This window comes from Streptococcus cristatus, assembly GCF_003943505.1.
GTDB lineage: Bacteria > Bacillota > Bacilli > Lactobacillales > Streptococcaceae > Streptococcus > Streptococcus cristatus_E.
Map to the genome: position 1 here is coordinate 240,022 of NZ_RJPS01000001.1, position 25,386 is coordinate 265,407.

The window sequence follows — 25,386 nt, forward strand, 5'->3', positions numbered from 1 at the left end:
CATCAGCTTTTACAGCCCTACTCAACTGTGCGGAGGTGGGACGACGAAATCGAATTCTAACGAATTACCGATTTCTGTCCTACTCTCTTCCATTACAAATATTATTTTTCAGTCAAAGCTGCAAGTCCTGGAAGAACTTTACCTTCAAGGAGTTCCATTGATGCTCCACCACCGCGTCACAAATACCTCCACTAACACAAAAAGGTGACATAGCCACCTTTTTGTTAACGTTTCAGTTTTGTTCCTTTTTCTACAAAATCAGGATTTTGTAGAGACTAACGGGCTGAAATTATTTTTCTGTAAGTGCAGCCAAACCTGGCAATACTTTACCTTCAAGAAGCTCCATAGAAGCGCCTCCGCCCGTACTAATCCATGAGAACTTGTCTGCGCGACCAAGGTTGATAGCTGCGGCAGCTGAGTCACCACCACCGATGATTGATTTCACGCCAGGTTGTTTCACGATAGCGTCCATGACACCGATTGTACCAGCTTGGAAGTCAGGGTTTTCAAATACACCCATTGGTCCGTTCCATACAACTGTTTTCGCACCAGTCAAGGCTTCGTCGAATTTAGCGATAGATTTTGGACCGATATCCAAACCAAGGAAACCTGGATCAACTGCTTCACCTTCAGTATCTTTTACTTCAGTGTAGTCCGCAAAAGCATTTGCTTCTTTTGAGTCAATTGGCAAGATCAATTTGCCGTTTGCCTTTTCAAGAAGAGCTTTCGCAACATCTAATTTGTCTTCTTCTACAAGTGAGTTACCGATTTCGATACCTTGTGCTTTGTAGAATGTGTAAGTCATCCCACCACCGATAAGAACTTTATCAGCTTTTTCAAGCAAGTTTTCGATAACACCGATCTTGTCTGAAACTTTTGAACCACCAAGGATAGCCACGAATGGACGTTCTGGGGCTTCAACTGCTTCTTGGATGTAGGCAATTTCGTTTTCAAGAAGGAATCCAGCAACTGCTTTTTCAACGTTTGCTGAGATACCAACGTTAGATGCGTGCGCACGGTGAGCTGTACCGAATGCATCGTTTACGAAGATACCATCTCCAAGTGATGCCCAGTATTTACCAAGTTCAGGATCGTTTTTAGATTCTTTCTTGCCGTCAACATCTTCAAAACGAGTGTTTTCAACCAAGAGAACTTGTCCATCTTCAAGAGCGTTAACAGCGGCTTCCAATTCAGCACCACGTGTAACACCTGGGATAAATTTAACTTCTTGTCCCAATTTAGCAGCCAAGTCAGCAGCTACAGGAGCAAGTGATTTACCTTCTTTATCTGCTTCTTCTTTTACACGTCCAAGGTGAGAGAAAAGGATAGCACGTCCACCTTGTTCAAGGATGTACTTGATAGTTGGAAGTGCTGCAGTGATACGGTTGTCATTTGTAATCACGCCATCTTTTACAGGAACGTTGAAGTCAACACGAACGAGAACTTTTTTCCCTTTCAAGTCAACGTCTTTAACAGTCAATTTTGCCATTAGATATGACTCCTTCTTTTTTTATACGTGTTAATTATATCACAAAATCTACAAAAGTGATAGCAAAAATTCATGGCTTTTCCTTTTCTCCAATCAAAGATAGATGAAAGACTACACGATTCACATTTTTCTGATAAATGCTAATACTGCTAGATGATCGAGTTGATTTCCAATAGCCATTCCTTTAAACCATTCTGCAAAACAAAAAAAGAGATCCATTCGGATCTCTTCTTCATACAATTGAATTATTTAGCGATTTTTGCGAAGTATTCAAGAGTACGTACAAGTTGTGCAGTGTAAGACATTTCGTTGTCGTACCATGATACAACTTTAACCAATTGTTTGCCGTCAACGTCAAGAACTTTAGTTTGAGTTGCGTCGAACAATGAACCGTAAGACATACCTACGATATCTGAAGATACGATTGGATCTTCTGTGTAACCGTATGATTCATTAGCTGCTGCTTTCATAGCTGCGTTTACTTCATCAACAGTAACGTTCTTTTCAAGAACTGCTACCAACTCAGTAACTGATCCAGTTGGAGTTGGAACGCGTTGTGCAGAACCATCAAGTTTACCGTTCAATTCTGGGATTACAAGACCGATAGCCTTAGCAGCACCAGTTGAGTTAGGAACGATGTTAGCAGCACCAGCGCGAGCACGACGAAGGTCACCACCACGGTGTGGTCCGTCAAGGATCATTTGGTCACCAGTGTAAGCGTGGATAGTAGTCATCAATCCTTCTACAACACCAAAGTTGTCTTGAAGTGCTTTAGCCATTGGAGCCAAACAGTTTGTAGTACATGAAGCACCTGAGATAACTGTTTCAGTACCATCAAGAACGTCGTGGTTAGTGTTAAATACGACTGTTTTAACATCGTTTCCACCAGGAGCAGTGATAACAACTTTCTTAGCTCCACCTTTAAGGTGTTTTTCAGCAGCGTCTTTCTTAGCAAAGAAACCAGTTGCTTCAAGAACGATTTCTACACCATCAGTAGCCCAATCAATTTGTTCTGGGTCACGTTCAGCAGAAACTTTAACGAATTTACCGTTAACTTCGAATCCACCTTCTTTAACTTCAACGGTACCATCGAAACGACCTTGAGTTGTGTCGTATTTCAACAAGTGTGCAAGCATAACTGGATCTGTAAGGTCGTTGATGCGAGTAACTTCAACACCTTCTACGTTTTGGATACGACGGAAAGCAAGACGACCGATACGACCGAAACCGTTAATACCAACTTTAACTACCATTAGTGATTTCCTCCTTATGAAAATCAAAAAAAATTTTATGTGAAAAGAGTAACTTGAATCACTACAAATCACCTTTCAACATATCTATTATATACCTTATTGAGCAAAATTGCAACTGATTTCATTATTATTAACAAGTAACAAATTTTCTTTCATGTATTTTCGATATTTTTCATAAATTCCATATTTCGATTCAAAAAGAAAAAACGCCCGCTAGAAGCGGGCGTCATGTAGTGAATTATTCACCACGGTGTTTCTTAATGATTTCTTCTTGTACTGACTTAGGTACATCTTCGTAGTGGTCAAATACCATCATGAAGGTACCACGTCCTTGAGATGCTGAACGAAGAACAGTTGCGTAACCGAACATTTCAGCAAGTGGAACGTAAGCACGAACGATTTGGCTGTTACCGTGTGCTTCCATACCATCTACACGTCCACGACGAGCAGTTACGTGACCCATAACATCACCAAGGTTTTCTTCTGGAACAGTGATTGTTACAAGCATCATTGGCTCAAGGATAGCTGGTTGTGCAGTCTTAGCAGCTTCTTTAAGGGCAAGTGAAGCCGCAACCTTGAAGGCTGTTTCAGATGAGTCGACATCGTGATATGAACCATCGTAAAGTTTAGCTTTCACGTCAACGATTGGGTATCCAGCAAGGACACCATTCGCCATTGACTCGATCAAACCTTTTTCAACCGCTGGGATGAATTCACGAGGAACCACACCACCGACGATTGCGTTTTCGAATTCGAATCCTTTACCTTCTTCGTTTGGACTAAACTCAATCCATACATCACCAAATTGACCTTTACCACCAGACTGACGTTTGAAGAATCCACGTGCTTGAGTAGAAGCGCGGAATGTTTCACGGTAAGATACTTGAGGAGCACCTACGTTCGCTTCAACTTTGAACTCACGACGCATGCGGTCAACAAGGACGTCAAGGTGAAGTTCACCCATACCAGAGATAACTGTTTCACCAGTTTCAACGTTTGTTTCAACGCGGAATGTTGGATCTTCTTCAGCCAATTTTTGAAGGGCAATACCCATCTTGTCTTGGTCTGCTTTAGATTTTGGCTCAACCATCAACTGGATAACTGGTTCTGGAACGTGGATTGACTCAAGGATGATTTTAGCTTTTTCATCTGTCAATGAATCACCAGTAGTTGTATCCTTCAAACCAATAGCAGCTGCAATATCACCAGCATAAACGGTTTCGATTTCTTGACGACTATTGGCATGCAATTGCACAAGACGTCCGATACGTTCACGTTTACCTTTAGAAGTGTTCATTACGTAAGAACCAGATTGAAGAACACCTGAGTATACACGGAAGAATGTCAAACGACCTACAAATGGGTCTGTTGCAATCTTGAAGGCAAGAGCTGCGAATGGCTCTTCGTCAGACGCTGGACGAGTTTCTTCTTCGTCTGTATCTGGGTTAATACCTTTGATCGCTGGGATGTCAAGTGGGCTTGGAAGGTAGTCGATAACCGCATCAAGCATCAATTGAACACCTTTGTTCTTGAAGGCAGAACCACACAATACTGGGAAGAATTCAACGTTGATAGTTGCTTTACGGATACCAGCTTTCAATTCTTCGTTAGTGATTTCTTCACCCTCAAGGTATTTCATCATCAAGTCTTCATCAGTTTCAGCAACAGCTTCCACCAATTTTTCACGGTATTCTTGTGCTTGTTCAAGGTATTCAGCTGGAATATCTTCTTCAAGGATATCTGTACCAAGGTCGTTGGTATAGATTTCAGCTTTCATCTTGATCAAGTCAATGATACCACGGAAATCATCTTCAGAACCGATTGGCAATTGAATTGGATGAGCATTTGCTTGAAGACGGTCGTGAAGTGTGCTTACTGAGTAAAGGAAGTCAGCACCGATTTTGTCCATTTTGTTGGCAAATACGATACGTGGAACTCCGTACTCAGTTGCTTGACGCCAAACTGTTTCAGTTTGAGGCTCAACACCTGATTGTGAGTCAAGAACGGTAACCGCACCATCCAATACACGAAGAGAGCGTTGTACTTCGATTGTGAAGTCCACGTGTCCTGGTGTGTCGATAATGTTTACGCGGTGGTTGTTCCATTGAGCTGTTGTCGCAGCAGATGTGATAGTGATACCACGTTCTTGCTCTTGCTCCATCCAGTCCATTTGTGACGCACCTTCGTGAGTTTCACCGATTTTGTGAATTTTACCAGTATAGTAAAGGATACGCTCAGTTGTAGTTGTCTTACCAGCATCGACGTGAGCCATGATACCGATATTACGAGTTTTTTCAAGTGAAAATTCGCGTGCCATGAGGTTAGTTTCTCCTATTTTTTTATTTTACAATCTATTATAACATTATTTAGAAAAAACGGATAGGCAGGACCTACCCGTTCTCAATCTTTTCATGTTAGAGTTGGTTCCAACTTACGAAATGGTAAGCTGAGTTGAACTCAAGCTAAAAGTCTGGAGAAAAAGATGAATCTCATTGGTTGCAATCGCAACCTGCTTCGATTCCCTATTTTCTCTGAGACTTTCTTAACGCTTTCGCTTCCTATATTACCAACGGAAGTGTGCGAAGGCACGGTTAGCTTCAGCCATACGGTGAGTATCTTCGCGTTTCTTAACTGCTGCACCAGTATTGTTAGCAGCATCCATGATTTCTTTTGCAAGACGATCTTGCATAGTGTGTTCACCACGACCACGTGAAATTGTTACCAACCAACGAAGTCCAAGTGTAGTACGACGTTCTGGACGAACTTCAACCGGTACTTGGTAGTTTGAACCACCGACACGGCGTGCACGTACTTCAAGAACAGGCATGATGTTTTCCATCGCTGTTTCAAATACTTCAAGTGCATCATTTCCAGTAGCTTCTTTGATTTGCTCAAAAGCTCCGTAAACGATAGAAGCTGCTGTACCACGCTTACCATCAAGCATAACGCGGTTGATAAGACGAGTAACTAATTGTGAATTGTAAAGCGGATCTGGCAATACTTCGCGCTTAGGCGCACGGTTTTTACGACTCATTTATCTTTATCCCCTTTCCTTATGCTTTTGGACGCTTAGTACCGTATTTAGAACGGCCTTGCTTACGGTCAGTAACACCTGCAGTATCAAGTGCACCACGGACGATATGGTAACGTACCCCTGGAAGGTCTTTTACACGTCCACCACGAAGAAGCACCACACTGTGCTCTTGCAGGTTGTGTCCGATACCTGGGATGTAAGCTGTAACTTCGATCAAGTTGCTCAAACGTACACGGGCAAATTTACGAAGGGCTGAGTTAGGCTTCTTAGGTGTCATAGTTCCGACACGAGTTGCAACACCACGTTTTTGTGGTGAAGATACGTTTGTTTGAACTTTTTTGTGGCTGTTGTAACCAACGTTCAAAGCTGGTGATTTAGATTTTTCTACTTTTGATTTACGCGGTTTGCGAACCAATTGATTAATTGTAGGCATCTACATTCTCCTGTATTTTTTTAATTTTGGTGATGATACACTTGGTGACAGCTACCATCTGTGTGTACTTTTGCAACATTTGTCAGCACGTCTCTGTACACTTTTGAGAGACCAAAAGTAAAAAGTACCGTTTATCATTGTAACACAGAAGCATATCCTCGTCAATAGGTTTTCTTAATTTTTTACTTATTCTGATAATCTTTAATAAGCGTTTAAAATAAAAATATTTTACTATTAACAAACTAAAAAAACTCTCAATCATGCTTCATATTGCATGATTGAGAGTTCTTATTATTTTTAGCATGATTCTTCTACTCGTAATCACTGTGTCGCTTAAGCTCCTGCGGGAGTTGAAGACGAGCTGGGAGTAGGCTCCGAGCTTGTAGAAGGGGCTGGATTCTGATTTTCCTTTGGTCGAGCTGGTACTTCATTTACAACAGCGGGAGCTACATAGGCTGGTGCAGGAGACGGAGCAGGCTGCTGGTCTGAATCAGGTTCAGAGGATTCCCCAGGTGTTTTCATTGCATCTTTCACTGCTTGAACCCTAGCTTGGAACTTAGCTTTAGCTTCCTCATCTTTTACCTTATCAACCGCTGCTTGTGCTTGAGCTAAACTTTCATCGGTACGCTCTTCTTCTAACTTTTTAACAGCAGCTTCCGCATCCTGAATCGTATTATCCTCTGAAGAAGCTTGATTTGTAGAACTAGCGTCGCTAGAGCTTGAACGTCTACTGTAACTAACGTTTTTAGTGGAGCCCGTATTATTCTGAGCTGGTTTTAAAAATAATAGACCAGAAATCAAGATAGCCGCTAAGACCAATATAATTCCAGAACGAACAAAAATAGAAATTCCCTCTAATTTATCAAAAATATTTCTCATAATTCTTTCCTAAAGTTAATCAAATATATTCCCAATCTCAACATCAATCGTATTTGATTTAACATCGATATTAGTCACCTTTAACAGTGATTTATATTCCAGATGATCGCGATTAGCTTGCGCATTGTCTGCAAAGACCGCTACTCCTGCTAATTCCGAATCAAACTCAGACAGAAGGCTAATCATCCCATTAACTGTTCCACCTCCCTTTAGAAAATCATCGACAATCAGCACCCGACTTCCAGCCTTTAGGCTACGTTTTGAGAGGAACATTTTCTCAATCCGATCTCCGCTAGAGCCCGAGACATAGTTAACACTGACCGTAGAGCCCTCGGTGATTTTCAAATCGCGGCGGACAATGACAAAGGGAACATTCAAAACATTAGCGACAGCATTGGCCAAGGGAACCCCCTTTGTCGCCACTGTCATAACGGCATCAATCTTTTGATCTTTAAAAGCTTTGGCAATGATGCGGCCAATATTATTGAGGATAGATGGCGTACTGAGCAAGTCTGATAAGTAGATATAGCCGCCAGGGAGGATTCGATTGCTCTCAGATAGTTGATCGCGGAGGTCTTGAACGATAGCCTTGGCCTCCTTTTCTGAAATGGAAGGGGTGAAGACGACACCTCCTCCAGCACCCGTAATTGTCTCAATCGTACCAATTTCGATTTCTTCAAAGGCACGTTTGATAATCACGATATCTTCTGAAATCGAAGACTTGGCAGATTCATATTTCTCTGCAAATGTGTTTAAACTTGTTAATTGGTAAGGATGGTTAATCAAGTAATTGGAAATAACCACCATGCGCTCACTTCTTCTTAATTTCATTTTTTCACCAATTCAACTCCATCAAAATCAGCCACAAACTAATCTATGAACTAGGATCTTCTCACACAGAACAACAAATCGGCTCTTCCGATTTCAAAGTTTGGAGTGATTTCTTTGAATATTTATTTTATTTTTTTCATTATATCATACTATATCAAAAAAACGAACATTATACTAAATATAATGTCCATTTTTCGTATTTTACTTGTCAATTTTTGGTTTATAGAAGGAACGATTTTCCAGCGCAAATATTTTATTGGTCATTTCTCCTGGAGCAACGAGAGACAGAGCCGTGGTCATCATCATCATTTCGGCATCCAGATTGTCAATCATGTGCAGGATTTCGGCCTCCATGATCTTTGGACGAACGGGACTGCCGTATTCAAGAAGGCCGTGGTGACTGAGAAGAACGTGGCGCAAAACGATGACATCTTCTTTGGTGTCGTCGATTTTCAGCTCCGCCAAGGTTTTAGTCAGTTCCTCATCAATCAGTGCGATATGCCCAATCAAATTGCCTCGGACGGTGTATTCCGTATTGTCCGGACCACTTAGTTCAATGACTTTGGCCAAGTCGTGCAGCATAATCCCTGCAAAAAGTAGGCTTTTATTGAGCTGAGGATAGATGTCACCAATCGCATCTGCTAGTTTGACCATGGTAGCTGTGTGAAAAGCCAGCCCTGACTCAAAAGCATGGTGATTGGTTTTAGCTGCTGGGTAGGAATAGAATTCCTTATCGTATTTGCTGTAAAGTGAACGGACCACGCGCTGCCAGACTTGATTTTCAATTTTGAAAATCATTTGCGCCAAGTATTCCCGCAGTTCTTTTTGATCAACCGGTGGTTTTTCTTTGAAATCAGCAGGATTGTTGGGCTCACCAGCTTTTGGCAGGCGCAGGGTCAACTGATTAACCTGAGGGGTGTTATTGTAGACTTCGCGACGACCTTGCATATGGACGACTTTCCCCGCTGTAAACTCTGCCACATTATGGGGCTGGGCATCCCACAATTTCCCCTCAATCACTCCAGTGTCATCTTGGAAAGTGAAGGCGAGGTAATTTTTCCCGGCTCTGGTCTGGCGGACTTCGGCTGACTTAATCAGATAAAATCCTTCAAACAATTCATCCTTTTTCATTTGATTAATTTTCATAGTCTTCCCTTTCATCTGGAATATCTAGCAAGTGTAAGTGAAGGTCTTGATCAGACAATTCAATATGCCGCAGCGTTCTTTCAATGGCATTGGTTCGGCGAGTCAGTAACTCATCGATGCTGCCAGAAGCGTTCTTCAGGTGCTTCTGGGCCTTGGCTAGAATGCCGCCAAATTTATTGAATTCCAGCTTGACACTGCCCAGAACCTTGCTGATGTCATCTGCGCTACGCTGGATGTTCAGGGTTTTAAAGCCAACTGAGAGAGAATTAAGCAGGGCTGACAAGGTAGATGGACCCGCCACGACAATCTGCTCATCTCGCCGCAGGCCGTCGAAAAACTCTGGATTGCGAACCACTTCGGAATAGAGACCTTCCGTTGGCAAAAACATAATCCCAAAATTAGTCGTAGCTGGCGGAGCTAGATATTTACTGTTGATATCCTTGGCAAAGCGCTTGACGCTAGCCAACAGCGACTTGCGATAAAGTTCAATCTCTTCCTTGTTGCCCGATTCATAAGCCTCTTCCAAGCGGTAGTAATCCGCCAGAGGAAACTTGGAATCGATGGGCAGGTAGACATAGTCCTGCTCTGTCTGCCCGGGCAATTTTATGGCATACTCCACGCGCTCACTAGAACCTGCCACTGTCGCAAATTCCCGCTCATACTGGCTAGGTGTCATGATGTCTTCGATAATTTGTCCCAGCTGGAGCTCGCCCATAATGCCACGGGTCTTGGTATTGGAAAGAACCTTATTGAGACTGCCCACATCCCGAGCCACTGTCTGCATCTCTCCTAAACCACGATTGACAGATTCTAGCTGCTTGGATACCGTCTCAAAGGAGGTCTGCAGGCGACTCTGCAAAGTCTTCTCCAATTTTTCCTCAACGGTCTGGCGCATCTGCTCCAGCCGCAGGTCATTGGACTCCTGAATCTGCCGCATCCGCTCATCAGTCTTGTCCCGATTTTTACTGAAACTATCCGCCATTTCGGTTCGCAAATCCGTCAAATGAAGGTGCAAATCCGTTCGAACTTCAGCTAGTCGATCTCCCAGAACAAGTTCCAGCTCTTTTTGCCGAAGAGCCTCCTGCTGCCTTTCCTGCTCAAAACGGTAATCCAGCTGGTCGGACAGATGATCTTCCTGCTCTTCTAACAAGACTTTGATTGCCTGCTCCTGCTGCCCCTGTCTCTGCCAGAAGAAATAGAGAAAGACCAGATTGATGATAAGCAGGATGATGATGATATATTCCATATCAACTCCTATCTTTACTGTAAATAACAACCGTATAACCCCTGTCAAAGGATAAAAATACAGGCCTATCTATAAATTCGTTAGAAGCATAGACTTTTTTAAAGAAAAAATTCTTTTCATTCAAAGGATATTTAGCTCCTTCAATGGTCAGAGCCACATCTTCTGTCGGCAGAAAGGCCAGATAGTCCATCCCTTCCACTGGCTTGATTTCATGACGACCAGAGGGCACATAGCGGATACAATTCTGGGCATCCACTAAGGTCAACCGCTCCATATAGGGGGCGATTTTGTCATTGCTAGGCAAGAAAACATTGGCCAGAGCATGGTCTAGACGACCGCCAAAGGCGCCGAAAATCGTCAGATAAGCATCTGGATAGCGCTCAAAGCAAGCCAGAACAGCCAATTCTAAGTCCGTATCATCCTTTTCAGGCTGAGCCTGAATGACTTCCTTGGCTCTATCTTTGATATGCAGCAATTCTTCGTCAGAGACAGAATCAAAATCACCAACCGCTAGATCTAGAGGCAAGCCCTGCTTTAGCAAATAAAAGGCACCACGATCCACTCCGACAAAAAGATCAAAATCCCGATTGACCGCAGTCAAATCACCGCCAGCAAACAGAGCAATTCTAGGCATCTAACGCATCCCTCAAGGTCTGAACTTGATGGCTGACATCACCTTTGAAGACATAGCTACCTGCTACGAAAATATTGGCGCCAGCTTCTCTAGCCATCTGAATCGTCTTATCATCAATCCCACCGTCAACTTCAATATCAAAGTTCAGCTGATTGGCCTCTCGCAAAGCGACCAGTTCACGAATTTTACCCATGGTTTCGGGCAGAAAAGCCTGACCGCCAAATCCTGGATTGACTGTCATCACTAAGACCTGGTCCACTAAATTCAAGACATTTTTAATCGCTTCGACTGGGGTTCCTGGATTGATAACCACACTAGGCTTGACGCCTGCCGCACGAATCTTCTGCAGAGCTCCATGAATATGCGGCGTCGCTTCCGCATGGATGCTGATAATATCTGCACCTGCTCGAGCAAATTCCTCAATATGGTGCTCAGGATTGGATACCATGAGATGGCAATCAAAGACCATCTTGCTGTGGGGACGCATACTTGCTACGACACCAGCACCAAAGCTGATATTAGGGACAAAATGGCCATCCATGACATCCAAATGGGCATACTCCGCCCCGCTGGCTTCTAGCTTTTTCAACTCAGTCTCAAAATTAGCATAATCCGCACTCAGAACAGAGGGAGCAATTTTAAATGTTTTCATGATAGTTCCTTTCTTTATTTAGGAAGTTTTTTAGCCGTCTTTTTATAAGTTTCACGACGATTTTCGATTTCACTGAGAAATTGCAGGTAGTTTTCAAAACGAAAAGCAGCAATTCGCTCGGTTTCTACGGCTGGTTTGACAGCACAAGCCGGCTCGTGCGTATGGGTACAAGTGCGGAATTTGCAGTCCCGACTGATTTCGGCAATTTCTGGAAAGGCGACGTTCAGATCTTCTACCTTGTCCACCTCATAATCCAGAGAAGAAAAGCCCGGAGTGTCCGCAATTTTTCCGCCATTCAGGTTATAAAAGCTAACCGCTCGTGTCGTATGACGCCCCCGCCCCAGACTTTCAGAAATATCTCCTGTTTCTAACTGCAAGTCTGGTGCAATTTTATTGAGCAGGGTGGACTTCCCAACACCAGTCTGACCCATGAAAACAGTGATTTTCCCTGTCAGCAGCGGCAGCAATTCCTCAGTCGTCTTAATGACCTCATAGCCGATGGCCTGATAGGCCTGTACATAGACATCCAAGCTCTGCTCATTTCCAAGCAGGTCTAACTTGCTGATGTAGATAATAGGATGGATCCGCTTGTGCTCCAAAAGCACCAGAAAACGATCCAAGAGATTGGCATTGAAGTCAGGCTCCTTGGCACTCATGATGACAACTGCCTGATCAATGTTGACAATGGGTGGCCGCACCAAACTATTTTTACGCTCGGCGATTTTTAAAATGTAGCCTTCGGAATCCTTGTCCGCTGAAAACTCAACATGGTCGCCAACATAAGGCGTTTGCCCTTTTTTTCGGAAATTCCCACGTGCTCTGGTCTGATACACCTGCCCATCTGACTCTACATAATAAAAGCCAGCCAAGGCTTTGATAATTATTCCTTGCAAGACTGCTCCTTTAAAGTTAATACAATTATTATATCAAAAAAACATATATTTGGCTTTTACTATTGGCATTTTCAAAAAATATGTTATAATAAAAAGCAAGCGGAGGTGGTGGAACGGCAGACACGCATGCTTCAGGCGCATGTGCCCGTACGGGTGTGAGGGTTCAAATCCCTTCCTCCGCATCGAACAAGAACTCTTGTCCAAGTTGACAAGAGTTTTTCTTTTGAAAAAATTATAAAAACATTTTGCAATTTATTTTAGAAAAACCAGCCTTTTTCAAAAAGGGCTGGTTTTCAAATCTTATAATCCTTGTTCCTTCAAAGCATTCGCCAGACGGGCAAAATCTGCCAAAGTCAAGGCTTCCCCCCGAACACTTGGAGACAATTCAGCTTGCTCTAAAGCGGCTGTTATCTTGGCTTTGGTCTCCTCTGACTTCCCGAAATGACTGGTCAGGTTATTCCAGAGAGTCTTGCGACGGTGAACAAAGCTGGCCTTGGAAACCTTGAAAAAGAATTTCTCGTCTTGAACTTCAACTGCTGGCTGCTCTCTGCGGACCATCTTGAGAATGGCCGAATCTACATTTGGTGCCGGCACAAAGACTGTCCGTGGCACGATAAAGGCAACCTTGGCCGTCATGTAATACTGCACCGCGATTGACAAACTGCCATAGGTCTTGGTATTCGGCTGAGCAGAAATACGATCTGCCACTTCCCTCTGCATCATAACGACAAACTCACTAAAAGGAATCCCGCTCTCAATCAAATGCATAAGAATCGGTGTCGTGATATAGTAAGGCAAGTTGGCCACTACCTTGATAGGCAGGTCAGGATTTTTAAACTCTTCCATATACTGGGCCAGATCAACCTTGAGAATATCCTGATTGACCACTGTCACATTGTCAAAATCGCGCAGAGTATCCGCCAAAATCGGCACCAGACGGTCATCAATCTCAAAGGCCATAACTTCAGCGGCACTTTCGGCCAAAAATTCCGTCAAAGCCCCTATACCAGGACCAATTTCAATGACATTGACCTTTTTGTCAATCTCGGCTGTGTCCACAATTTTCTGGAGGATATTAGTATCCGTCAGGAAATTCTGACCGAACGATTTTTTAAAGGTGAAACCGTGACACTCCAGAATGGCACGGGTCACACTATAATCTGCAATTCTCATTTTCTCTCTTTTCTAATTCGTTATCTTTTAAGGAGGTCATTTGCCCTAGCAAGGTGTAGAGTTTTTTCTGCTCTTCTTCCTCGTAAGCAAATGCATTGGCCTTAACTTCTTTGCATTTCTCGTCATACAAAAATCCCTCATAGCCATCTTCTATAGATAGTGCTGTATAGACTTTCGCCATTTCTTCAGGACTCATCGAAAATCTTGACTTAATTTTATACAGATTTTTCATAAAAACGCTGAGGCGATTATAGCGGCGCATATCTACTTTGACATTGGTCACACGGACCGCCTGAACCTTGATACCTTTCCAATGTTTCCGCATATAAAGCGACAGCATCAACAAGGCCAGCTTATTCTGATAATAGGTCTTAGCAGGACTGTAATGTTTTTGACCGGATAAATTTTCAAAATCAAGTTTCATGAAAGGATAAAGCACCAGCCCTTGGGAAGAAATATTAATAATCCGACCACTATCTGACTTTTCCAACAAGCCTTTAAATAAAGAAGAAAGTAAGTACGGAGCGCCCACATTGGTCGCAAATTGTTTTTCCAATCCGTCTTTGGTAAGAATCGGCTTTTTGACCGATAAATCAAAATCAGCCGCATTGTTAATTAAAACATCTAAATTCTCTTCTTTTTGGATATACTGTTCTACTGCTTTCCTGATGCTCCTCATCTCAGACAAATCAACCAAGATATAATCTATATGCGGATTTCCTGTTTGTTGACGGATTTTTTCACAGGCTTGCTCAGCCGCTTCTTTTCGCCGACAAAACAAAGTCACTGACCAATCCTTTTCAGCCAACTGTTTCGCAGCCTGATATCCAATCCCACTATTGCCGCCCGTAATAATTACTTTTTTCATTTCTTACTCCGTTAGACCGAATACTTGAGCATCACTTCTTCCACTTCCGCCAAGGTCACGCCAAACAGTTCCAGCCGCTTGAGTAGCTGCTTGCCGTTAGAATAACCGATACGAAGCTCTTCGCCTAGATACTCCCGGCGTTGACGGCTGTCGCTCCCCATGAGCAGGCCTAGCCGCATGAGGTCATTCTTTGTCACATCAAAATCACTGCTTGACTCAAAATGGCTGGTTACCCCAGCAAGGGCTGTTTTTAAGTCTTCAAAACTAGCGTGCTCAATACCTAGTGAGCGCCCTTTGGTCTTGGACTTAGGAGCCGCTTCGTCACGCTTGAGAAAGGCATGTTGGACAGCAGGAATTTCCGTCATAATCAGACGGCGAATCCGCTCACCATTGAAATCAGGGTCTGTAAAGACAATGACCCCATGTAAGTCCTGCAAGCGGCGAATCCGCTCGATATCTGCATCGCTAATGGCAGAACCTCTAGTTTCATAGGTCTCAACATCAAAATAGCGCTTGAGATTGGCTGTGTCATCACGCCCTTCCACAACGACCACTTGGGGGATTTTTATCTTTTCAGTCAAGCCCAAACACCTTCTTTGCATTGGCATAGGTTGCTTGCGCTACTTCTTCGACAGTCAGCCCGCGCAGTTCAGCAATTTTTTCCACAACATAGCGGGTATAGGCAGTTTTGTTTTCTCGGCCACGCTTGGGAACAGGTGCCAAGTAAGGTGCATCCGTCTCGACGAGGATTTTATCCAAAGGCAAGTTCTGCGCAGCTTCTTGAATATCCGTCGCTTTTTTAAAGGTGACGACTCCAGAAAAGGAAATCATCATCCCCAGCTCGATAAAGCGCTCTGCCATTTCCAAAGAACCCGAATAAGAGTGCATGATACCGCCCCGAGGGCCCACACCCTCACTCTTGATAATCTCATAGGTGTCTTCTAAAGCGTCGCGCGTGTGGACGACAAAGGGCAAGTCTAACTCTTTCGACAACTGGATTTGTCGCCGAAATACTCGCTCTTGCACTTCCTTGGGCGCTGTCATCCAGTGATAATCCAGACCAATCTCGCCCAAAGCCACTACTTTTGGATGAGCAAGCTTGTCCAGCAGATAGGCTTCCACCGCCTCATCATAAGTCCCAGCCTCAGTCGGATGCCAGCCAATCGTAGCGTAAATCTGCTCATAATTGTCGACCAACTCCAAGGCGCGCTTAATGGTCGGCCGGTCAAAACCGACAACATTCATATTGCTGACACCCATTTCTGCAGCTAGCTGGAGCTCCTCTTCCTCTCGCCCAGCAAATTCTTCCACATTTAAATGCGTGTGTGTATCAAAAATTTTCATGCTTCACTTCCTTGTATTTCCTGCCTTTCATTATACCAAAAAAGTCAGATAAAGGGGCAAGAGCTTTACTTTCTCTCCATCTATTCCAGCGGGTATTTATTATTTTTTCAGCGCCTATCAAAAATAATTTTACTGTTTCTTGATAATTTTTTATTATTTTTCGATATTTTGTTATTGATTATCGATATATTTTGTGATATAGTAAATAAAACTAGAAATTATTTGGAGGAATCCATGTCAAAGACAAGACAAAAAACAGCTGAAGATATAAGCATTGTGCTTACAAAAATCAGCCTCAGCATTTTATTTATTGCTTCCATTGTCCTGATAGCCATCGGACCTTGGGTAGTCAGCCTAGTCATTGAATTTCCCTCTCCTTTCTTTCAGGGAGAAAGTCGCTATTGGATATTGTTGCTACTAGGCTATGTCTTGGGCTGTCTGGCTCTGACCTGTATCGTACATCTCTATCGGCTCCTCAGCCGCATCGGGAAAAATCAGGTCTTTATCAGACAGAATGTACAGTATATGCGCTATCTGGGCTGGGAAGTCGGAATGGTCGCCCTCATTTCTTTCTTTATGGGCTTGACAGTCTATATGCCCATGCTCCTCGTAGCCGTTTCTTGCTGCATTTTAACCTTGATTATTCGGGTTATCCGCAATGCTTTTGGCAAGGCAATTGAGCTGCAAGAAGAAGTAGACTACACGATTTAGGAGGGACTATGATTCAGATAAATTTAGACCTTGTCATGGCTCAAAAACGGATTAGTGCTGGACGCTTAGCAGAATTGATTGACCTCACCCCTGCCAACTTGTCCATCTTGAAAAATAATCGAGCCAAGGCAATACGTTTTTCAACACTTAATGCCCTTTGTCGGGAATTGGACTGCCAGCCCGGCGATATTCTTGAATATATCACAGATGAAACCGAGGAGGAATAAACATGGAAACACCATCACAAGAACAGATGACGGGGCAACCCTATCTTCCTTTTGAAAAAGACCAAGAACGAAAAAGCATCTTCACAGCTTTAAACATAAAGGAACTGAAGAATTTTAGAATCAGCTCTCTCATTCTCTATTTCTTGGCCTACTTTTATACAGTTGCCATTGACGGCAACAAGACCATTTACTTTTTTCCTATTGCGATTGGTCTAATTAGCCTGACCGAGTGGTTAGTAAGAAAAACGCCGACAAGCTTGCCTCGAATCGAAAAGGATGCCTCTGCTGGGCTCGAGTCCAAGCTTTTCCTGATTCTCAGCCTGACTCAGGCACTGACTCTCAGTATCTGGGGCTTTCACCCGCAATTAGAGATTTTTCAAGCTTTGACTCTCCACATCTCCTTTTCTTTTTATATCCTGTCACGGACGGGTTGGCTCAATCAAGGTCGCTTGGGGATCATGGTTTGGTACGATAGCATTCAGGCCTTTGTAATTCTACCTTTTAAAAACTTTTTCGCTGGTCTTCAGGTCTTTGCTCGGACTGGCAAGACTTCAGATGCGACTCCTGAAGACATCGATTCTTCTAAAAAAGCAATCCAAAGTACGATGATCGCAAGTAGCCTTCTTATTGCTGGTATGCTTGTCTTCTTCGTTTGGTCACAACTTAGCCAAGTCTCTGATCGATTCGCTCTTTTCTTTAGTGATACAGCTGATGCCTTGCATCTTTTCTTTGACTTGATCTTTTCAAATCTTGATACAGATGCCATCGCTCTTCGTATCTTTTTGGCCCTACCTATCGGCCTTTATCTCTACAGTCTGATTGTTGGTGGCTTATTGAATCAAAAAAATATCAAAGTTACCTATCAAAGCTTCCAAAATAGCATTCAGCCACTGCGGATGTTTCCTGCTTTTACAGCCTATATCATCATCGGCAGCCTCTGCCTGACCTACGCTCTCTTTTTCCTCGTTGGTTTAGGAGAATTAAGCGAACTCCTTAGTGCTGGCACTAGCCTCCAAACCATTTCTCCACAAAATGCCTCAACCGTTGCTGTTGCTGGCTTCTGGCAACTCGTTCGTGTATCACTTCTAAATTTCGCTGTGCTAGCCGCCTTTTATTTGCTGGCTCAAAAACCTCTCTGGGACCAGAAAGGTACTCGTCTAGCCAGCACTGTCCTCTTTATTTTTGCCTTTTTACTGGCCTTGCTTGCCGGCTGGAAACTCTTTGGTATCTACATCTATCTTTACGGTCCAACACCATTGCGCCTGATTTCAGCTTGGTTTATCCTTGTTCTGCTGGTCTGGTGTATTCTGACCCTGATTCGTTTCTACAAGCCCATCCAAGCGATCCGAATCGGTATCTTCTACGCCCTTATTAGTTTCACGCTACTTTGCTATCTCTATCCCCTGCTCTTAGTTGCTTGATAGAAAGCGTACTTACATTCCAAATAATCATCAAAAAGAGGCTGGGACAAAAGTCCTAGCCTCTCAATTGTCTTTGGATTGTCGAGCAGGTTGAGTGGGCTCTATTACGCTGATTTCATCAGCTTTTACAGCCCTACTCAACTGTGCGGAGGTGGGACGACGAAATCGAATTCTAACGAATTACCGATTTCTGTCCCACTCTCTTTTCTTTTATTCAAACTAGCTAATAGACAAGCGAAAACCCCACCTAGACCATCCCGCTTGCTTCCCCTTTTACGTTAAGTTCCTATCCTGCACGGACTCTCTGAGTCGCATTTCTTCATAGCACTACTAGCCATATTTAAACTATACAAGCTCGTTTTACAAGAGCAATAGAAAAACCAGCGGTCTCGAGTCTCCACTGGTTTCTTTATGGTAATCGTTTGGATTATGCTGCCAAAACTTTGCGTCCTTTACGACGACGAGCTGCCAATACGCGACGACCGTTTTTAGTTGACATACGGTTACGGAATCCGTGTTTGCGCGCACGACGAAGTTTACTTGGTTGATAAGTACGTTTCACGATGAATACCTCCTCATAGATTTTGTATTCGTTTAGCCGGCTATAAAGTGATCAGTTACTAAACATACTTTACTATTCTATCTGATTCTCTCCTGTTTGTCAATAGTATTGGAAGAATTGTTTCTTTTTGGAAGCGAAATCATTCAAATCGTGTCGCCTCATAGAAGGGAATCAAAGCTGTCATAGCCTGCTCAAGCTCCGATAGAACTTGCTGCTTGCTCGTAGCCTCGGAAAGATTGACATCATATTTGATCAAAACCTTGCGGACTAATCCTGTAGCCACCTGCTGGCTTAGATGCTGCCTATTTTCCTCAGTAGCTTCGAAGCGTTGACTCGCACCATCTATCTGGGCAAAATAGTAAGCTGGCGGTTGAATGGGCAGATTCAGTACCCGATTTTGCTTGCTAAGGCTATGCTCATCTTTCTTGCGCTCCATGAAGCTCACCTCTAGCGAGACCCCAAAATCTTCTGCAGTTCCATATAAGCGCAGAGCGAACATGGGCTCTGTGATGTCCCCATAGCCTCTTAGATAATTCCAAAAATGTGGGCGTAAAATCTGAGCCTGATTCAGCCAATTGCTGGTCCGCTCCAGACTCAACTTAGGATAGAGTGCCTGAAAGTCTCGGACCAAGCTCGCAAACTCTTGCCGAGCAGCCTGACCTCTAGCTTTCAAATCCAACATTGTCTCTCGCAGTTCCCCTGCCTTATCTGGTGAAATGTATTTGCTTCCTTGAACAGCCAAGAATGACTCAATAGCTGGAAAAAGTGACATAGAATTTTCTCCTTTCTGTATCTAAAAACCAGCTGAGCAGCTGGTTAAGATTTATTCCGAATCAATATCTACAACAACGTAGCGGTTAGGCTCATCGCCTTCTGAATAGCTAGTCACACCATCAATTCTTGAGATAATCCGGTGGATGATTTTACGCTCACTATTGGACATAGGATCCGTATGCTGGCTGCGACGGTCTTCTAGGGCACGTTGAGCCAATTTTTGCGCATAACTTTGCAAAACTTCTGCCCGATGCTCCACATAGTCATTTACATTGATAGAAATGTAGAAGCTCTTGGAATATTGATTGTAAAGATAATTCTGAGCCAACAGCTGCAAGGCTTTCAAGACTTTACCGTGGTAACCAATCACGCGCCCTGGCTCATTGGTATCAATTTGCATATTGATTGTTCGGCGATTGTGGCTACTAGAAAGAGTCGCTTCAACATCCATTTCATCCACAATCTTTTGCACATATGTGGTCACACTTGCGACAACTTCTTCAATATTACAATCATCCTCAACCTGGATCCCCAAGTCAAAGAAGGACGACTCAGCTGTCTCTTGCTGACTAGGTGCCACTTCTGCTAAAGAGCTATCTTCCTCTGAGTCCTTCAGAGTTTGTGCTTCATCAATCACTTGACTGGTCTTTAAGAAATCAATTGCACCTGTTTCTTCCAGAATGGTACTGGCATCTTTATCATTTTTAAGAATTTCAGCCTTGATTTTTTCTGAAACAGCTTCACCTTCGCCTTCGGCCTTCTTGATAGCTGTCACCACTCGCCCTAAGTCGACTGTTGCTTCACTAACACTCTGTACCGGCTCGTTTTGTGCATTGATTTCCTCAGGAACTCCTTTTACCGCCTGTTGGTTGGCCTTGGCCACAGTCGTTTCAGCAATCGGCTCCACATCTACCTGCGCAGGCTTCTTGCCAAATAAACCGAGAAAACCTTTCTTTTCACGCGAAACAACGGTGATATGTGCTCTCATTCGTGGGATATCCAGCGTTTTTAGTCCATTTTGAATCGCTTCTTCAACACTTGCTCCTGTAAAAATAACCATCTGCAAGAGTCCTCCTTTTTACTTTTTCTTTTTCTGTGCTTTTTGAAGGGCACGTTTTTTCTTCATTTCCAATTGGCGCTCTGCCTTTGCCTTTGCTTCACGTTCAGCAATAATCTTAAAAGGATTGCTCAAAAGCAGGGTCTGACCGACTTGATAGGCGTTAGAAACTGTCCAGTAAAGAGCGACCCCGCTGGCTGCATACACCGCAAAGAAGAAAATCAATACCGGCATCAGGTAGGTCATCACTGCCGTCCCACCATTTTTCTCTGGCAAAGCCTTATTAGATAGCCAAGTGCTAAAGAAAGTAAAGAGAGCAGCGAGAATAGGTAGGATAAAGGTCGGATCTGTTGTTCCTAGATTAAGCCAGAGGAAGTGACCTGTTTTTAGAAATTCAACTCGTGTCAGAGCTTGGAAAAGTGCCACAAGCACTGGCATTTGGATAAAGAGCGGAAGGAATGCAGCATAGGGATTGACTCCCATTTCTTTATAAAGCTTGCTGGTTTCCTCTGCTAAAGCTGCTCTGCTATCCATATCTTTGCCCGGATATTTTTCCTGAAGCTTCTTGATATGAGGCTGAACTTCCTGCATCTTTCTAGATGAGGTCGTCTGAAATTGAAAGACTGGCAACAAGACTGTACGAATAATCAAGGTAAAAAGAATAATCCCGATTCCTGTACTTCCATTAAAGGACAAGAATTGAATCATCTCCGCAAAGAAATAGACTAATTTCTCCCAAAAATCACTTGAATTAGCGGTCACTTCGCTGGTGCCACAAGCTGTCAGAATGAGCAGCGAAGCCACTAAAAGAAATCCTATTTTACTCTTCTTTTTCACAAATAAATCCTTCCTGATAAATTCTTGCAACTTTCAAGACATGCAATAAATTTTGTTCCACTTGGTGGTAGTCCAAAGTTTCAACTCCCTTGCGAGCAATAACAACAAAGTCATCCTTGGTCAAATCCGCCCGATGCTGAACCAAGACATGACGAATCTTTCTTTTGATACTATTGCGGACAACTGCATTGCCTAGCTTTTTACTGACCGAAATCCCCACTCGAAAATGGCGCTGATCTTTTTCTAATTTATAAACGACAAACTTTCGATTGGCAAAATTCTGCCCATCTTTAAAAATCGCCTTGAAATCTTTTTCGCTCTTGACGCGATAGTTTTTTCTCAAAACTCAACTCCATCCACCAAAATTAACTCTATTATACCATATTTTCCCAAAAAGCCAATAAGGGCTAGGTGCGAGACGAGCCCTCTTTTTGAATAGTTTTACCGAATGAAAGAAGTAGTTTGGAGAGAAGAAACCAGCCGCTCAGCTCCAAAAAAGAGGCTGGGACAAAAGTCCTAGCCTCTCAATTGTCTTTGGATTGTCGAGCAAGACGCAGTGGTTGAGTGGACTCTATTACGCTGATTGCATCAGTTTTATATCCCTACTCAACTGTGCGGAGGTGGGACGACGAAATCGAATTCTAACGAATTACCGATTTCTGTCCCACTCTCATTTTACACGGTAAAAAACGTCTGGGTGCTCAGAGATACCTTGGGCAATGATGAAGCGATCTCGACTGCTATCAGTCGGATCCTGCCCGCTAACAGTCTCTCCTGCAGGCAACTTTTTCCCAGCTGGAATAATAGACAAGGCAGCACCTGTAAGATTATGCCAACGAATATTTGTGCGATAAATTCCATTTTCATCCAGACCAGCGTAAGTCAGCTCCAACTTGGCAACATCTGATACAAGTCCCTTGGCATCAAATGTATAAGCAACGCCATTGGCATCCTGCCAAGTACCAGCCATGCTAGAGAAGTCCCCAGAAGCAATGGCCTGCATATCTAAACTAGAGGTTGCGACAGGCTCTTTTTCCCCCTTGCTTTCTGACTTAGCAGAAGACTCCTTGGTTGCTGGCTCCGAAGGCTCCTGACTGCTAGAGATAGAAGTGTCCGAACTACTTGTTTCAGTAGAAAGCTCTGTCGAACTTTTACTCGTTTCCGACTTTTTGGAAGAAGCTGAGCTAGTCGAGCTAACTTTGGAACTGCTAGAAGACGAAGTCGGCTGGTCTTTCTTTTGACTGCAGGCCACTAACACAGACGATGTCACCAGAGTTCCAGCCAAGAGAATGATCCATTTTTTCATCTTTAGCACCTCGCAATATTTTCTTGCTCTTGTTCTTGTAACATTATTGTAACATAAATACAGCTTTTTAGAAAGCAAAAGGCTGGGACAAAAGTCCTAGCCTATCAATTGTCTTTGGATTGTCGAGTAAGACGTAGTGGTTGAGTGGGCTCTACTACGCTGATTTCATCAGCTTTTACAGCCCTACTCAACTGTGCGGAGGTGGGACGACGAAATCGAATTCTAACGAATTACCGATTTCTGTCCCACTCTCATCTTATTGAATTTTTTTCAACATATTGTCGATATGCTGGATCGATTTTTCTCGGCCTAATAGGTAAATGGTATCTGGCAATTCTGGGCCATGCATTTCACCTGAAACAGCGATACGGATTGGCATGAAGAGGTTCTTGCCCTTGATACCTGTTTCTTTTTGGACGGCTTTGATTTGTGGGAAGATGTTTTCTGTCACAAATTCATCGTCTGTCATTGCTTCCAGTTTTGCTTTGAAGGCTTCCAACACCACAGGAACAGTTTCACCAGCCATCACTTCTTTCTCTGCTTCCGTCAACTCTGGGAAGTCTGAGAAGAAGAGGTCTGTCAATGGAACGATTTCATCCACTGACTTCATTTGTGGTTTGTAGAGTTCAACCAATTTCTCAGCCTTGTCTGTCAAACGGCCCGCTTCTTCCAGGTACGGCTTAGCCAGAGCGAAGATTGTGTCAAAATCTGCATTCTTGATGTATTCGTTGTTCATCCAGTCCAGCTTCTTCTGGTCAAAGGCAGCTGGAGACTTGCTGAGACGTTTTTCATCAAAGAGCTCAATCAACTCTTGGCGAGAGAAGATCTCATGCTCGCCGCCAGGATTCCAGCCCAGCAGTGCAATAAAGTTAAAGACTGCTTCTGGCAAGTAACCTTTTTTACGATAATCTTCGATAAACTGTAGGGTATTGGTATCGCGTTTTGACAACTTTTTACCAGTCTCAGAGTTGATAATCAGGGTCATGTGAGCAAACTCTGGTGCTTCCCAACCAAGCGCTTCATAAACCATAAGCTGTTTTGGTGTATTAGCAATGTGGTCGTCTCCACGGATAACATGAGAGATCTGCATATCGTGGTCATCGATGACAACGGCAAAGTTGTAAGTTGGGTAACCGTCTTTCTTTTGAATCACCCAGTCACCACCGATATTGCCACCTTCAAACTCGATATCACCTTTGACCATATCATGCCATTTGTAGATACCTGACTCATTGACAGCCAAACGAACAGTGGGGATAATTCCTGCTGCTTCACGTTCTGCAATGTAAGCGACTTTTTCTTCCTCACTCATACCAAGATATTCGTTGATGTAGCGTGGTGTTTCACCTGCTGCTTCTTGGCGCTCGCGCTCAGCAGCCAACTCTTCTTCGGTAACGTAAGATTTGTAGGCCTTTCCTTCCGCTAGCAATTGGTCGATGTATTTCTGATACAATTCCAAACGCTCTGATTGGCGATAGTTCTCATGAGTTTCTGGACTTTCATCCCAGTCCATTCCCAACCAACGAAGGTTTTCAAGCTGTGAACGCTCACCATCTTCAACATGGCGCTTGCGGTCAGTATCTTCGATACGGATGATAAAAGTTCCGCCATGATGACGAGCATAGAGGTAGTTAAAGAGCGCCGTCCGCGCATTTCCGATGTGTAAAAGTCCAGTTGGACTTGGTGCATAACGCACCCGAATATCTTTTGTCAATTTTCGATCTCCTATTTGGGAATAGCAGGAATATCTCGCTCCTGCTTTCGTATTCAAACGTTATTATTATATCACATTCTCGACCCAGAATCCGCTGAATCGTATGATTTTTTAAGACAGTCTTTCTTCGAGGACAAAGTCAATTGGTAGCCAAGCTAAAACCTGCTCCATCTGCTTTTCCCAGTAGTACCACTCATGCGTACCTGGACTGTGGCTGTAAGTAATATCCAAGCCCAAGTCTTGCAGATTTTTCACAGCCACCTGATTGGCCTCGTAGAGAAAATCCTCTTCACCGCACCATGCCCAAAGCTTGGTCTTTTTATCAGATTGCTTGGCTATGCTCTCCAGCGAATGAGGACTGCTGGTCCAGTCTTTATAGTCTCCAAAAATCCCTCGCCAGTAGGCTGGTGTTGCTATTTCAACATCATCTGGATGACTATCAAGAAAACTCAAAGCCCCTGAAAGACTAGCTGCGCATGAAAAACGGTTAGACTTGAGAGCCAGCTTAAAGGCTCCGTATCCGCCCATGGAAAGACCAGCGATAAAATTCTTCTCCCGCTTGTCAGACATATTGGGGAAAAAGCGCTTGAGCACCCGTGGTAGCTCTTCAGCGATGGCTTCGTAATAGTTAAAACCGTATTGAGTATCGGTGTACCAGCCATTGCTGGTATTCGGCATGACAACAATCAGATTAGTCGAGCGAACCAGACGTTCGATATTTGAGCGCTTAAGCCAGCTATTGTGATTACCGTTCATACCATGAAGCAGATACAAAACAGGAATATCCTTATCATCTGGCTTGTCCACGCGCGACGCATCTGGATAGAGAACATTGACTCCCCACTCCATCTCCAAGGCTTCTGAATAATATTCTATCTGCATCACTGCCATCTTTTTTCTCC

General features: G+C 43.5%; 27 protein-coding genes and 1 tRNA gene. 4 read left to right on the forward strand and 24 right to left on the reverse strand.

Translation table 11 applies throughout. The features are described from left to right. Positions 1 to 289 precede the first annotated feature (289 nt). The 12 genes from D8792_RS01275 to rsgA all read right to left on the reverse strand — a co-directional run bounded on the left by D8792_RS01275 (position 290) and on the right by rsgA (position 12,490). Entirely contained in the window at positions 290 to 1,489 is a 1,200-nt protein-coding gene (locus D8792_RS01275) for a phosphoglycerate kinase (protein WP_125372571.1), read from the reverse strand. A 245-nt stretch (positions 1,490 to 1,734) separates the two neighbouring features. Further along, positions 1,735 to 2,742 carry a type I glyceraldehyde-3-phosphate dehydrogenase gene (gene gap / locus D8792_RS01280; protein WP_002893859.1) on the reverse strand — a complete coding sequence of 336 codons (1,008 nt, stop codon included), beginning with the start codon at positions 2,740 to 2,742 and terminating at the stop codon, positions 1,735 to 1,737. A gap of 238 nt (positions 2,743 to 2,980) precedes the next feature. Next, positions 2,981 to 5,059 (reverse strand): elongation factor G, encoded by a 2,079-nt coding sequence (gene fusA / locus D8792_RS01285; protein ID WP_125372572.1) that lies wholly within the window; start codon positions 5,057 to 5,059, stop codon positions 2,981 to 2,983. 246 nt (positions 5,060 to 5,305) lie between these two features. Continuing rightward, positions 5,306 to 5,776, reverse strand: coding sequence for a 30S ribosomal protein S7 (gene rpsG, locus D8792_RS01290; protein ID WP_005591659.1), 471 nt, complete (start codon positions 5,774 to 5,776; stop codon positions 5,306 to 5,308). 19 nt (positions 5,777 to 5,795) lie between these two features. Further along, on the reverse strand, positions 5,796 to 6,209 hold the full coding sequence (rpsL, locus tag D8792_RS01295) for a 30S ribosomal protein S12 (RefSeq protein WP_005591658.1): 414 nt from the start codon (positions 6,207 to 6,209) through the stop codon (positions 5,796 to 5,798). Between the two features lie 333 nt (positions 6,210 to 6,542). Next, a complete protein-coding gene (locus D8792_RS01305) occupies positions 6,543 to 7,088 on the reverse strand; it encodes a hypothetical protein (protein WP_125372573.1) in 546 nt (181 codons plus the stop codon). Positions 7,089 to 7,103: 15 nt separating this feature from the next. Continuing rightward, the gene (purR, locus tag D8792_RS01310; RefSeq protein WP_005591656.1) at positions 7,104 to 7,919 is read right to left on the reverse strand and encodes a pur operon repressor; all 816 of its coding nucleotides are present in this window, start codon (positions 7,917 to 7,919) and stop codon (positions 7,104 to 7,106) included. A 201-nt stretch (positions 7,920 to 8,120) separates the two neighbouring features. Continuing rightward, complete coding sequence (locus D8792_RS01315) at positions 8,121 to 9,065, reverse strand: 3'-5' exoribonuclease YhaM family protein (RefSeq protein ID WP_125372574.1); 945 nt, start codon at positions 9,063 to 9,065, stop codon at positions 8,121 to 8,123. Further along, positions 9,055 to 10,311 carry a DNA recombination protein RmuC gene (locus D8792_RS01320; protein WP_125372575.1) on the reverse strand — a complete coding sequence of 419 codons (1,257 nt, stop codon included), beginning with the start codon at positions 10,309 to 10,311 and terminating at the stop codon, positions 9,055 to 9,057. The genes D8792_RS01315 and D8792_RS01320 overlap by 11 nt, the downstream gene beginning before the upstream one ends. Position 10,312: 1 nt before the next feature. Then, on the reverse strand, positions 10,313 to 10,945 hold the full coding sequence (locus D8792_RS01325; RefSeq protein ID WP_125372576.1) for a thiamine diphosphokinase: 633 nt from the start codon (positions 10,943 to 10,945) through the stop codon (positions 10,313 to 10,315). Then, complete coding sequence (rpe, locus tag D8792_RS01330; RefSeq protein WP_125372577.1) at positions 10,938 to 11,597, reverse strand: ribulose-phosphate 3-epimerase; 660 nt, start codon at positions 11,595 to 11,597, stop codon at positions 10,938 to 10,940. The genes D8792_RS01325 and rpe overlap by 8 nt, the downstream gene beginning before the upstream one ends. A 14-nt stretch (positions 11,598 to 11,611) precedes the next feature. Continuing rightward, positions 11,612 to 12,490 (reverse strand): ribosome small subunit-dependent GTPase A, encoded by an 879-nt coding sequence (rsgA, locus tag D8792_RS01335; RefSeq protein WP_125372578.1) that lies wholly within the window; start codon positions 12,488 to 12,490, stop codon positions 11,612 to 11,614. A gap of 99 nt (positions 12,491 to 12,589) precedes the next feature. On the opposite strand from rsgA, the gene D8792_RS01340 reads away from it, so the two are divergent. Continuing rightward, positions 12,590 to 12,672 (forward strand) — tRNA-Leu (locus D8792_RS01340). 118 nt (positions 12,673 to 12,790) lie between these two features. Here the strand turns inward: D8792_RS01340 and rsmA are convergent. The 4 genes from rsmA to D8792_RS01360 are packed head-to-tail and all read right to left on the reverse strand — an operon-like array spanning position 12,791 to position 15,875. Beyond that, a complete protein-coding gene (gene rsmA / locus D8792_RS01345; protein WP_125372579.1) occupies positions 12,791 to 13,663 on the reverse strand; it encodes a 16S rRNA (adenine(1518)-N(6)/adenine(1519)-N(6))-dimethyltransferase RsmA in 873 nt (290 codons plus the stop codon). Continuing rightward, positions 13,644 to 14,531, reverse strand: coding sequence for an SDR family NAD(P)-dependent oxidoreductase (locus D8792_RS01350; RefSeq protein ID WP_125372580.1), 888 nt, complete (start codon positions 14,529 to 14,531; stop codon positions 13,644 to 13,646). The genes rsmA and D8792_RS01350 overlap by 20 nt, the downstream gene beginning before the upstream one ends. 11 nt (positions 14,532 to 14,542) lie before the next feature. Next, complete coding sequence (gene rnmV / locus D8792_RS01355) at positions 14,543 to 15,139, reverse strand: ribonuclease M5 (protein WP_125372581.1); 597 nt, start codon at positions 15,137 to 15,139, stop codon at positions 14,543 to 14,545. Continuing rightward, complete coding sequence (locus D8792_RS01360) at positions 15,105 to 15,875, reverse strand: TatD family hydrolase (RefSeq protein WP_125372582.1); 771 nt, start codon at positions 15,873 to 15,875, stop codon at positions 15,105 to 15,107. The genes rnmV and D8792_RS01360 overlap by 35 nt, the downstream gene beginning before the upstream one ends. Before the next feature lie 234 nt (positions 15,876 to 16,109). Here D8792_RS01360 and D8792_RS01365 point away from each other — a divergent pair, with 234 nt between their 5' ends. From D8792_RS01365 to D8792_RS01375, 3 genes are read left to right on the forward strand one after another with little or no spacing between them, the layout of a single operon-like run. Beyond that, a complete protein-coding gene (locus D8792_RS01365; protein WP_041826919.1) occupies positions 16,110 to 16,586 on the forward strand; it encodes a DUF2975 domain-containing protein in 477 nt (158 codons plus the stop codon). Positions 16,587 to 16,594: 8 nt separating this feature from the next. Next, on the forward strand, positions 16,595 to 16,813 hold the full coding sequence (locus tag D8792_RS01370) for a helix-turn-helix domain-containing protein (protein ID WP_005591644.1): 219 nt from the start codon (positions 16,595 to 16,597) through the stop codon (positions 16,811 to 16,813). Between the two features lie 2 nt (positions 16,814 to 16,815). After that, the gene (locus tag D8792_RS01375) at positions 16,816 to 18,234 is read left to right on the forward strand and encodes a DUF4153 domain-containing protein (RefSeq protein WP_125372583.1); all 1,419 of its coding nucleotides are present in this window, start codon (positions 16,816 to 16,818) and stop codon (positions 18,232 to 18,234) included. A gap of 427 nt (positions 18,235 to 18,661) precedes the next feature. On the opposite strand, the gene rpmH is transcribed toward D8792_RS01375, so the two are convergent. The 8 genes from rpmH to D8792_RS01430 form a co-directional block, all read right to left on the reverse strand. Beyond that, positions 18,662 to 18,796, reverse strand: a complete 135-nt coding sequence (gene rpmH / locus D8792_RS01385) for a 50S ribosomal protein L34 (RefSeq protein ID WP_000831905.1) — start codon at positions 18,794 to 18,796, stop codon at positions 18,662 to 18,664. A gap of 139 nt (positions 18,797 to 18,935) precedes the next feature. Next, positions 18,936 to 19,568 carry a ribonuclease P gene (locus D8792_RS01390; RefSeq protein ID WP_125372584.1) on the reverse strand — a complete coding sequence of 211 codons (633 nt, stop codon included), beginning with the start codon at positions 19,566 to 19,568 and terminating at the stop codon, positions 18,936 to 18,938. 51 nt (positions 19,569 to 19,619) lie between these two features. After that, positions 19,620 to 20,630: an RNA-binding cell elongation regulator Jag/EloR gene (gene jag, locus D8792_RS01395; protein WP_125372585.1), complete on the reverse strand. Its 1,011-nt coding sequence runs from the start codon at positions 20,628 to 20,630 to the stop codon at positions 19,620 to 19,622. A gap of 18 nt (positions 20,631 to 20,648) precedes the next feature. Further along, entirely contained in the window at positions 20,649 to 21,464 is an 816-nt protein-coding gene (locus tag D8792_RS01400; protein ID WP_061422181.1) for a YidC/Oxa1 family membrane protein insertase, read from the reverse strand. Further along, positions 21,448 to 21,807, reverse strand: a complete 360-nt coding sequence (gene rnpA, locus D8792_RS01405; protein ID WP_125372586.1) for a ribonuclease P protein component — start codon at positions 21,805 to 21,807, stop codon at positions 21,448 to 21,450. The genes D8792_RS01400 and rnpA overlap by 17 nt, the downstream gene beginning before the upstream one ends. Positions 21,808 to 22,134: 327 nt before the next feature. Next, complete coding sequence (locus D8792_RS01415; protein ID WP_125372587.1) at positions 22,135 to 22,770, reverse strand: DUF6287 domain-containing protein; 636 nt, start codon at positions 22,768 to 22,770, stop codon at positions 22,135 to 22,137. Between the two features lie 256 nt (positions 22,771 to 23,026). Continuing rightward, complete coding sequence (gene gltX, locus D8792_RS01425; RefSeq protein WP_125372588.1) at positions 23,027 to 24,484, reverse strand: glutamate--tRNA ligase; 1,458 nt, start codon at positions 24,482 to 24,484, stop codon at positions 23,027 to 23,029. 111 nt (positions 24,485 to 24,595) lie between these two features. Then, positions 24,596 to 25,375, reverse strand: a complete 780-nt coding sequence (locus D8792_RS01430) for an alpha/beta hydrolase (RefSeq protein WP_125372589.1) — start codon at positions 25,373 to 25,375, stop codon at positions 24,596 to 24,598. Positions 25,376 to 25,386 lie beyond the last annotated feature (11 nt).

Bases quoted from the DNA above. Each gene is read 5' to 3' on its own strand.
- D8792_RS01360 (WP_125372582.1), bottom strand. From the start codon at position 15,875: ATGAAAATTTTTGATACACACACGCATTTAAATGTGGAAGAATTTGCT.
- D8792_RS01430 (WP_125372589.1), bottom strand. From the start codon at position 25,375: ATGGCAGTGATGCAGATAGAATATTATTCAGAAGCCTTGGAGATGGAG.
- rpsL (WP_005591658.1), bottom strand. From the start codon at position 6,209: ATGCCTACAATTAATCAATTGGTTCGCAAACCGCGTAAATCAAAAGTA.
- purR (WP_005591656.1), bottom strand. From the start codon at position 7,919: ATGAAATTAAGAAGAAGTGAGCGCATGGTGGTTATTTCCAATTACTTG.
- D8792_RS01350 (WP_125372580.1), bottom strand. From the start codon at position 14,531: ATGAAAAAAGTAATTATTACGGGCGGCAATAGTGGGATTGGATATCAG.
- D8792_RS01305 (WP_125372573.1), bottom strand. From the start codon at position 7,088: ATGAGAAATATTTTTGATAAATTAGAGGGAATTTCTATTTTTGTTCGT.
- fusA (WP_125372572.1), bottom strand. From the start codon at position 5,059: ATGGCACGCGAATTTTCACTTGAAAAAACTCGTAATATCGGTATCATG.
- D8792_RS01315 (WP_125372574.1), bottom strand. From the start codon at position 9,065: ATGAAAATTAATCAAATGAAAAAGGATGAATTGTTTGAAGGATTTTAT.
- D8792_RS01275 (WP_125372571.1), bottom strand. From the start codon at position 1,489: ATGGCAAAATTGACTGTTAAAGACGTTGACTTGAAAGGGAAAAAAGTT.
- D8792_RS01375 (WP_125372583.1), top strand. From the start codon at position 16,816: ATGGAAACACCATCACAAGAACAGATGACGGGGCAACCCTATCTTCCT.
- D8792_RS01390 (WP_125372584.1), bottom strand. From the start codon at position 19,568: ATGTCACTTTTTCCAGCTATTGAGTCATTCTTGGCTGTTCAAGGAAGC.
- gap (WP_002893859.1), bottom strand. From the start codon at position 2,742: ATGGTAGTTAAAGTTGGTATTAACGGTTTCGGTCGTATCGGTCGTCTT.
- rpe (WP_125372577.1), bottom strand. From the start codon at position 11,597: ATGAAAACATTTAAAATTGCTCCCTCTGTTCTGAGTGCGGATTATGCT.
- rsmA (WP_125372579.1), bottom strand. From the start codon at position 13,663: ATGAGAATTGCAGATTATAGTGTGACCCGTGCCATTCTGGAGTGTCAC.
- D8792_RS01370 (WP_005591644.1), top strand. From the start codon at position 16,595: ATGATTCAGATAAATTTAGACCTTGTCATGGCTCAAAAACGGATTAGT.
- D8792_RS01365 (WP_041826919.1), top strand. From the start codon at position 16,110: ATGTCAAAGACAAGACAAAAAACAGCTGAAGATATAAGCATTGTGCTT.
- D8792_RS01415 (WP_125372587.1), bottom strand. From the start codon at position 22,770: ATGAAAAAATGGATCATTCTCTTGGCTGGAACTCTGGTGACATCGTCT.
- rpsG (WP_005591659.1), bottom strand. From the start codon at position 5,776: ATGAGTCGTAAAAACCGTGCGCCTAAGCGCGAAGTATTGCCAGATCCG.
- D8792_RS01320 (WP_125372575.1), bottom strand. From the start codon at position 10,311: ATGGAATATATCATCATCATCCTGCTTATCATCAATCTGGTCTTTCTC.
- D8792_RS01325 (WP_125372576.1), bottom strand. From the start codon at position 10,945: ATGCCTAGAATTGCTCTGTTTGCTGGCGGTGATTTGACTGCGGTCAAT.
- rnmV (WP_125372581.1), bottom strand. From the start codon at position 15,139: ATGCCAATGCAAAGAAGGTGTTTGGGCTTGACTGAAAAGATAAAAATC.
- jag (WP_125372585.1), bottom strand. From the start codon at position 20,630: ATGGTTATTTTTACAGGAGCAAGTGTTGAAGAAGCGATTCAAAATGGA.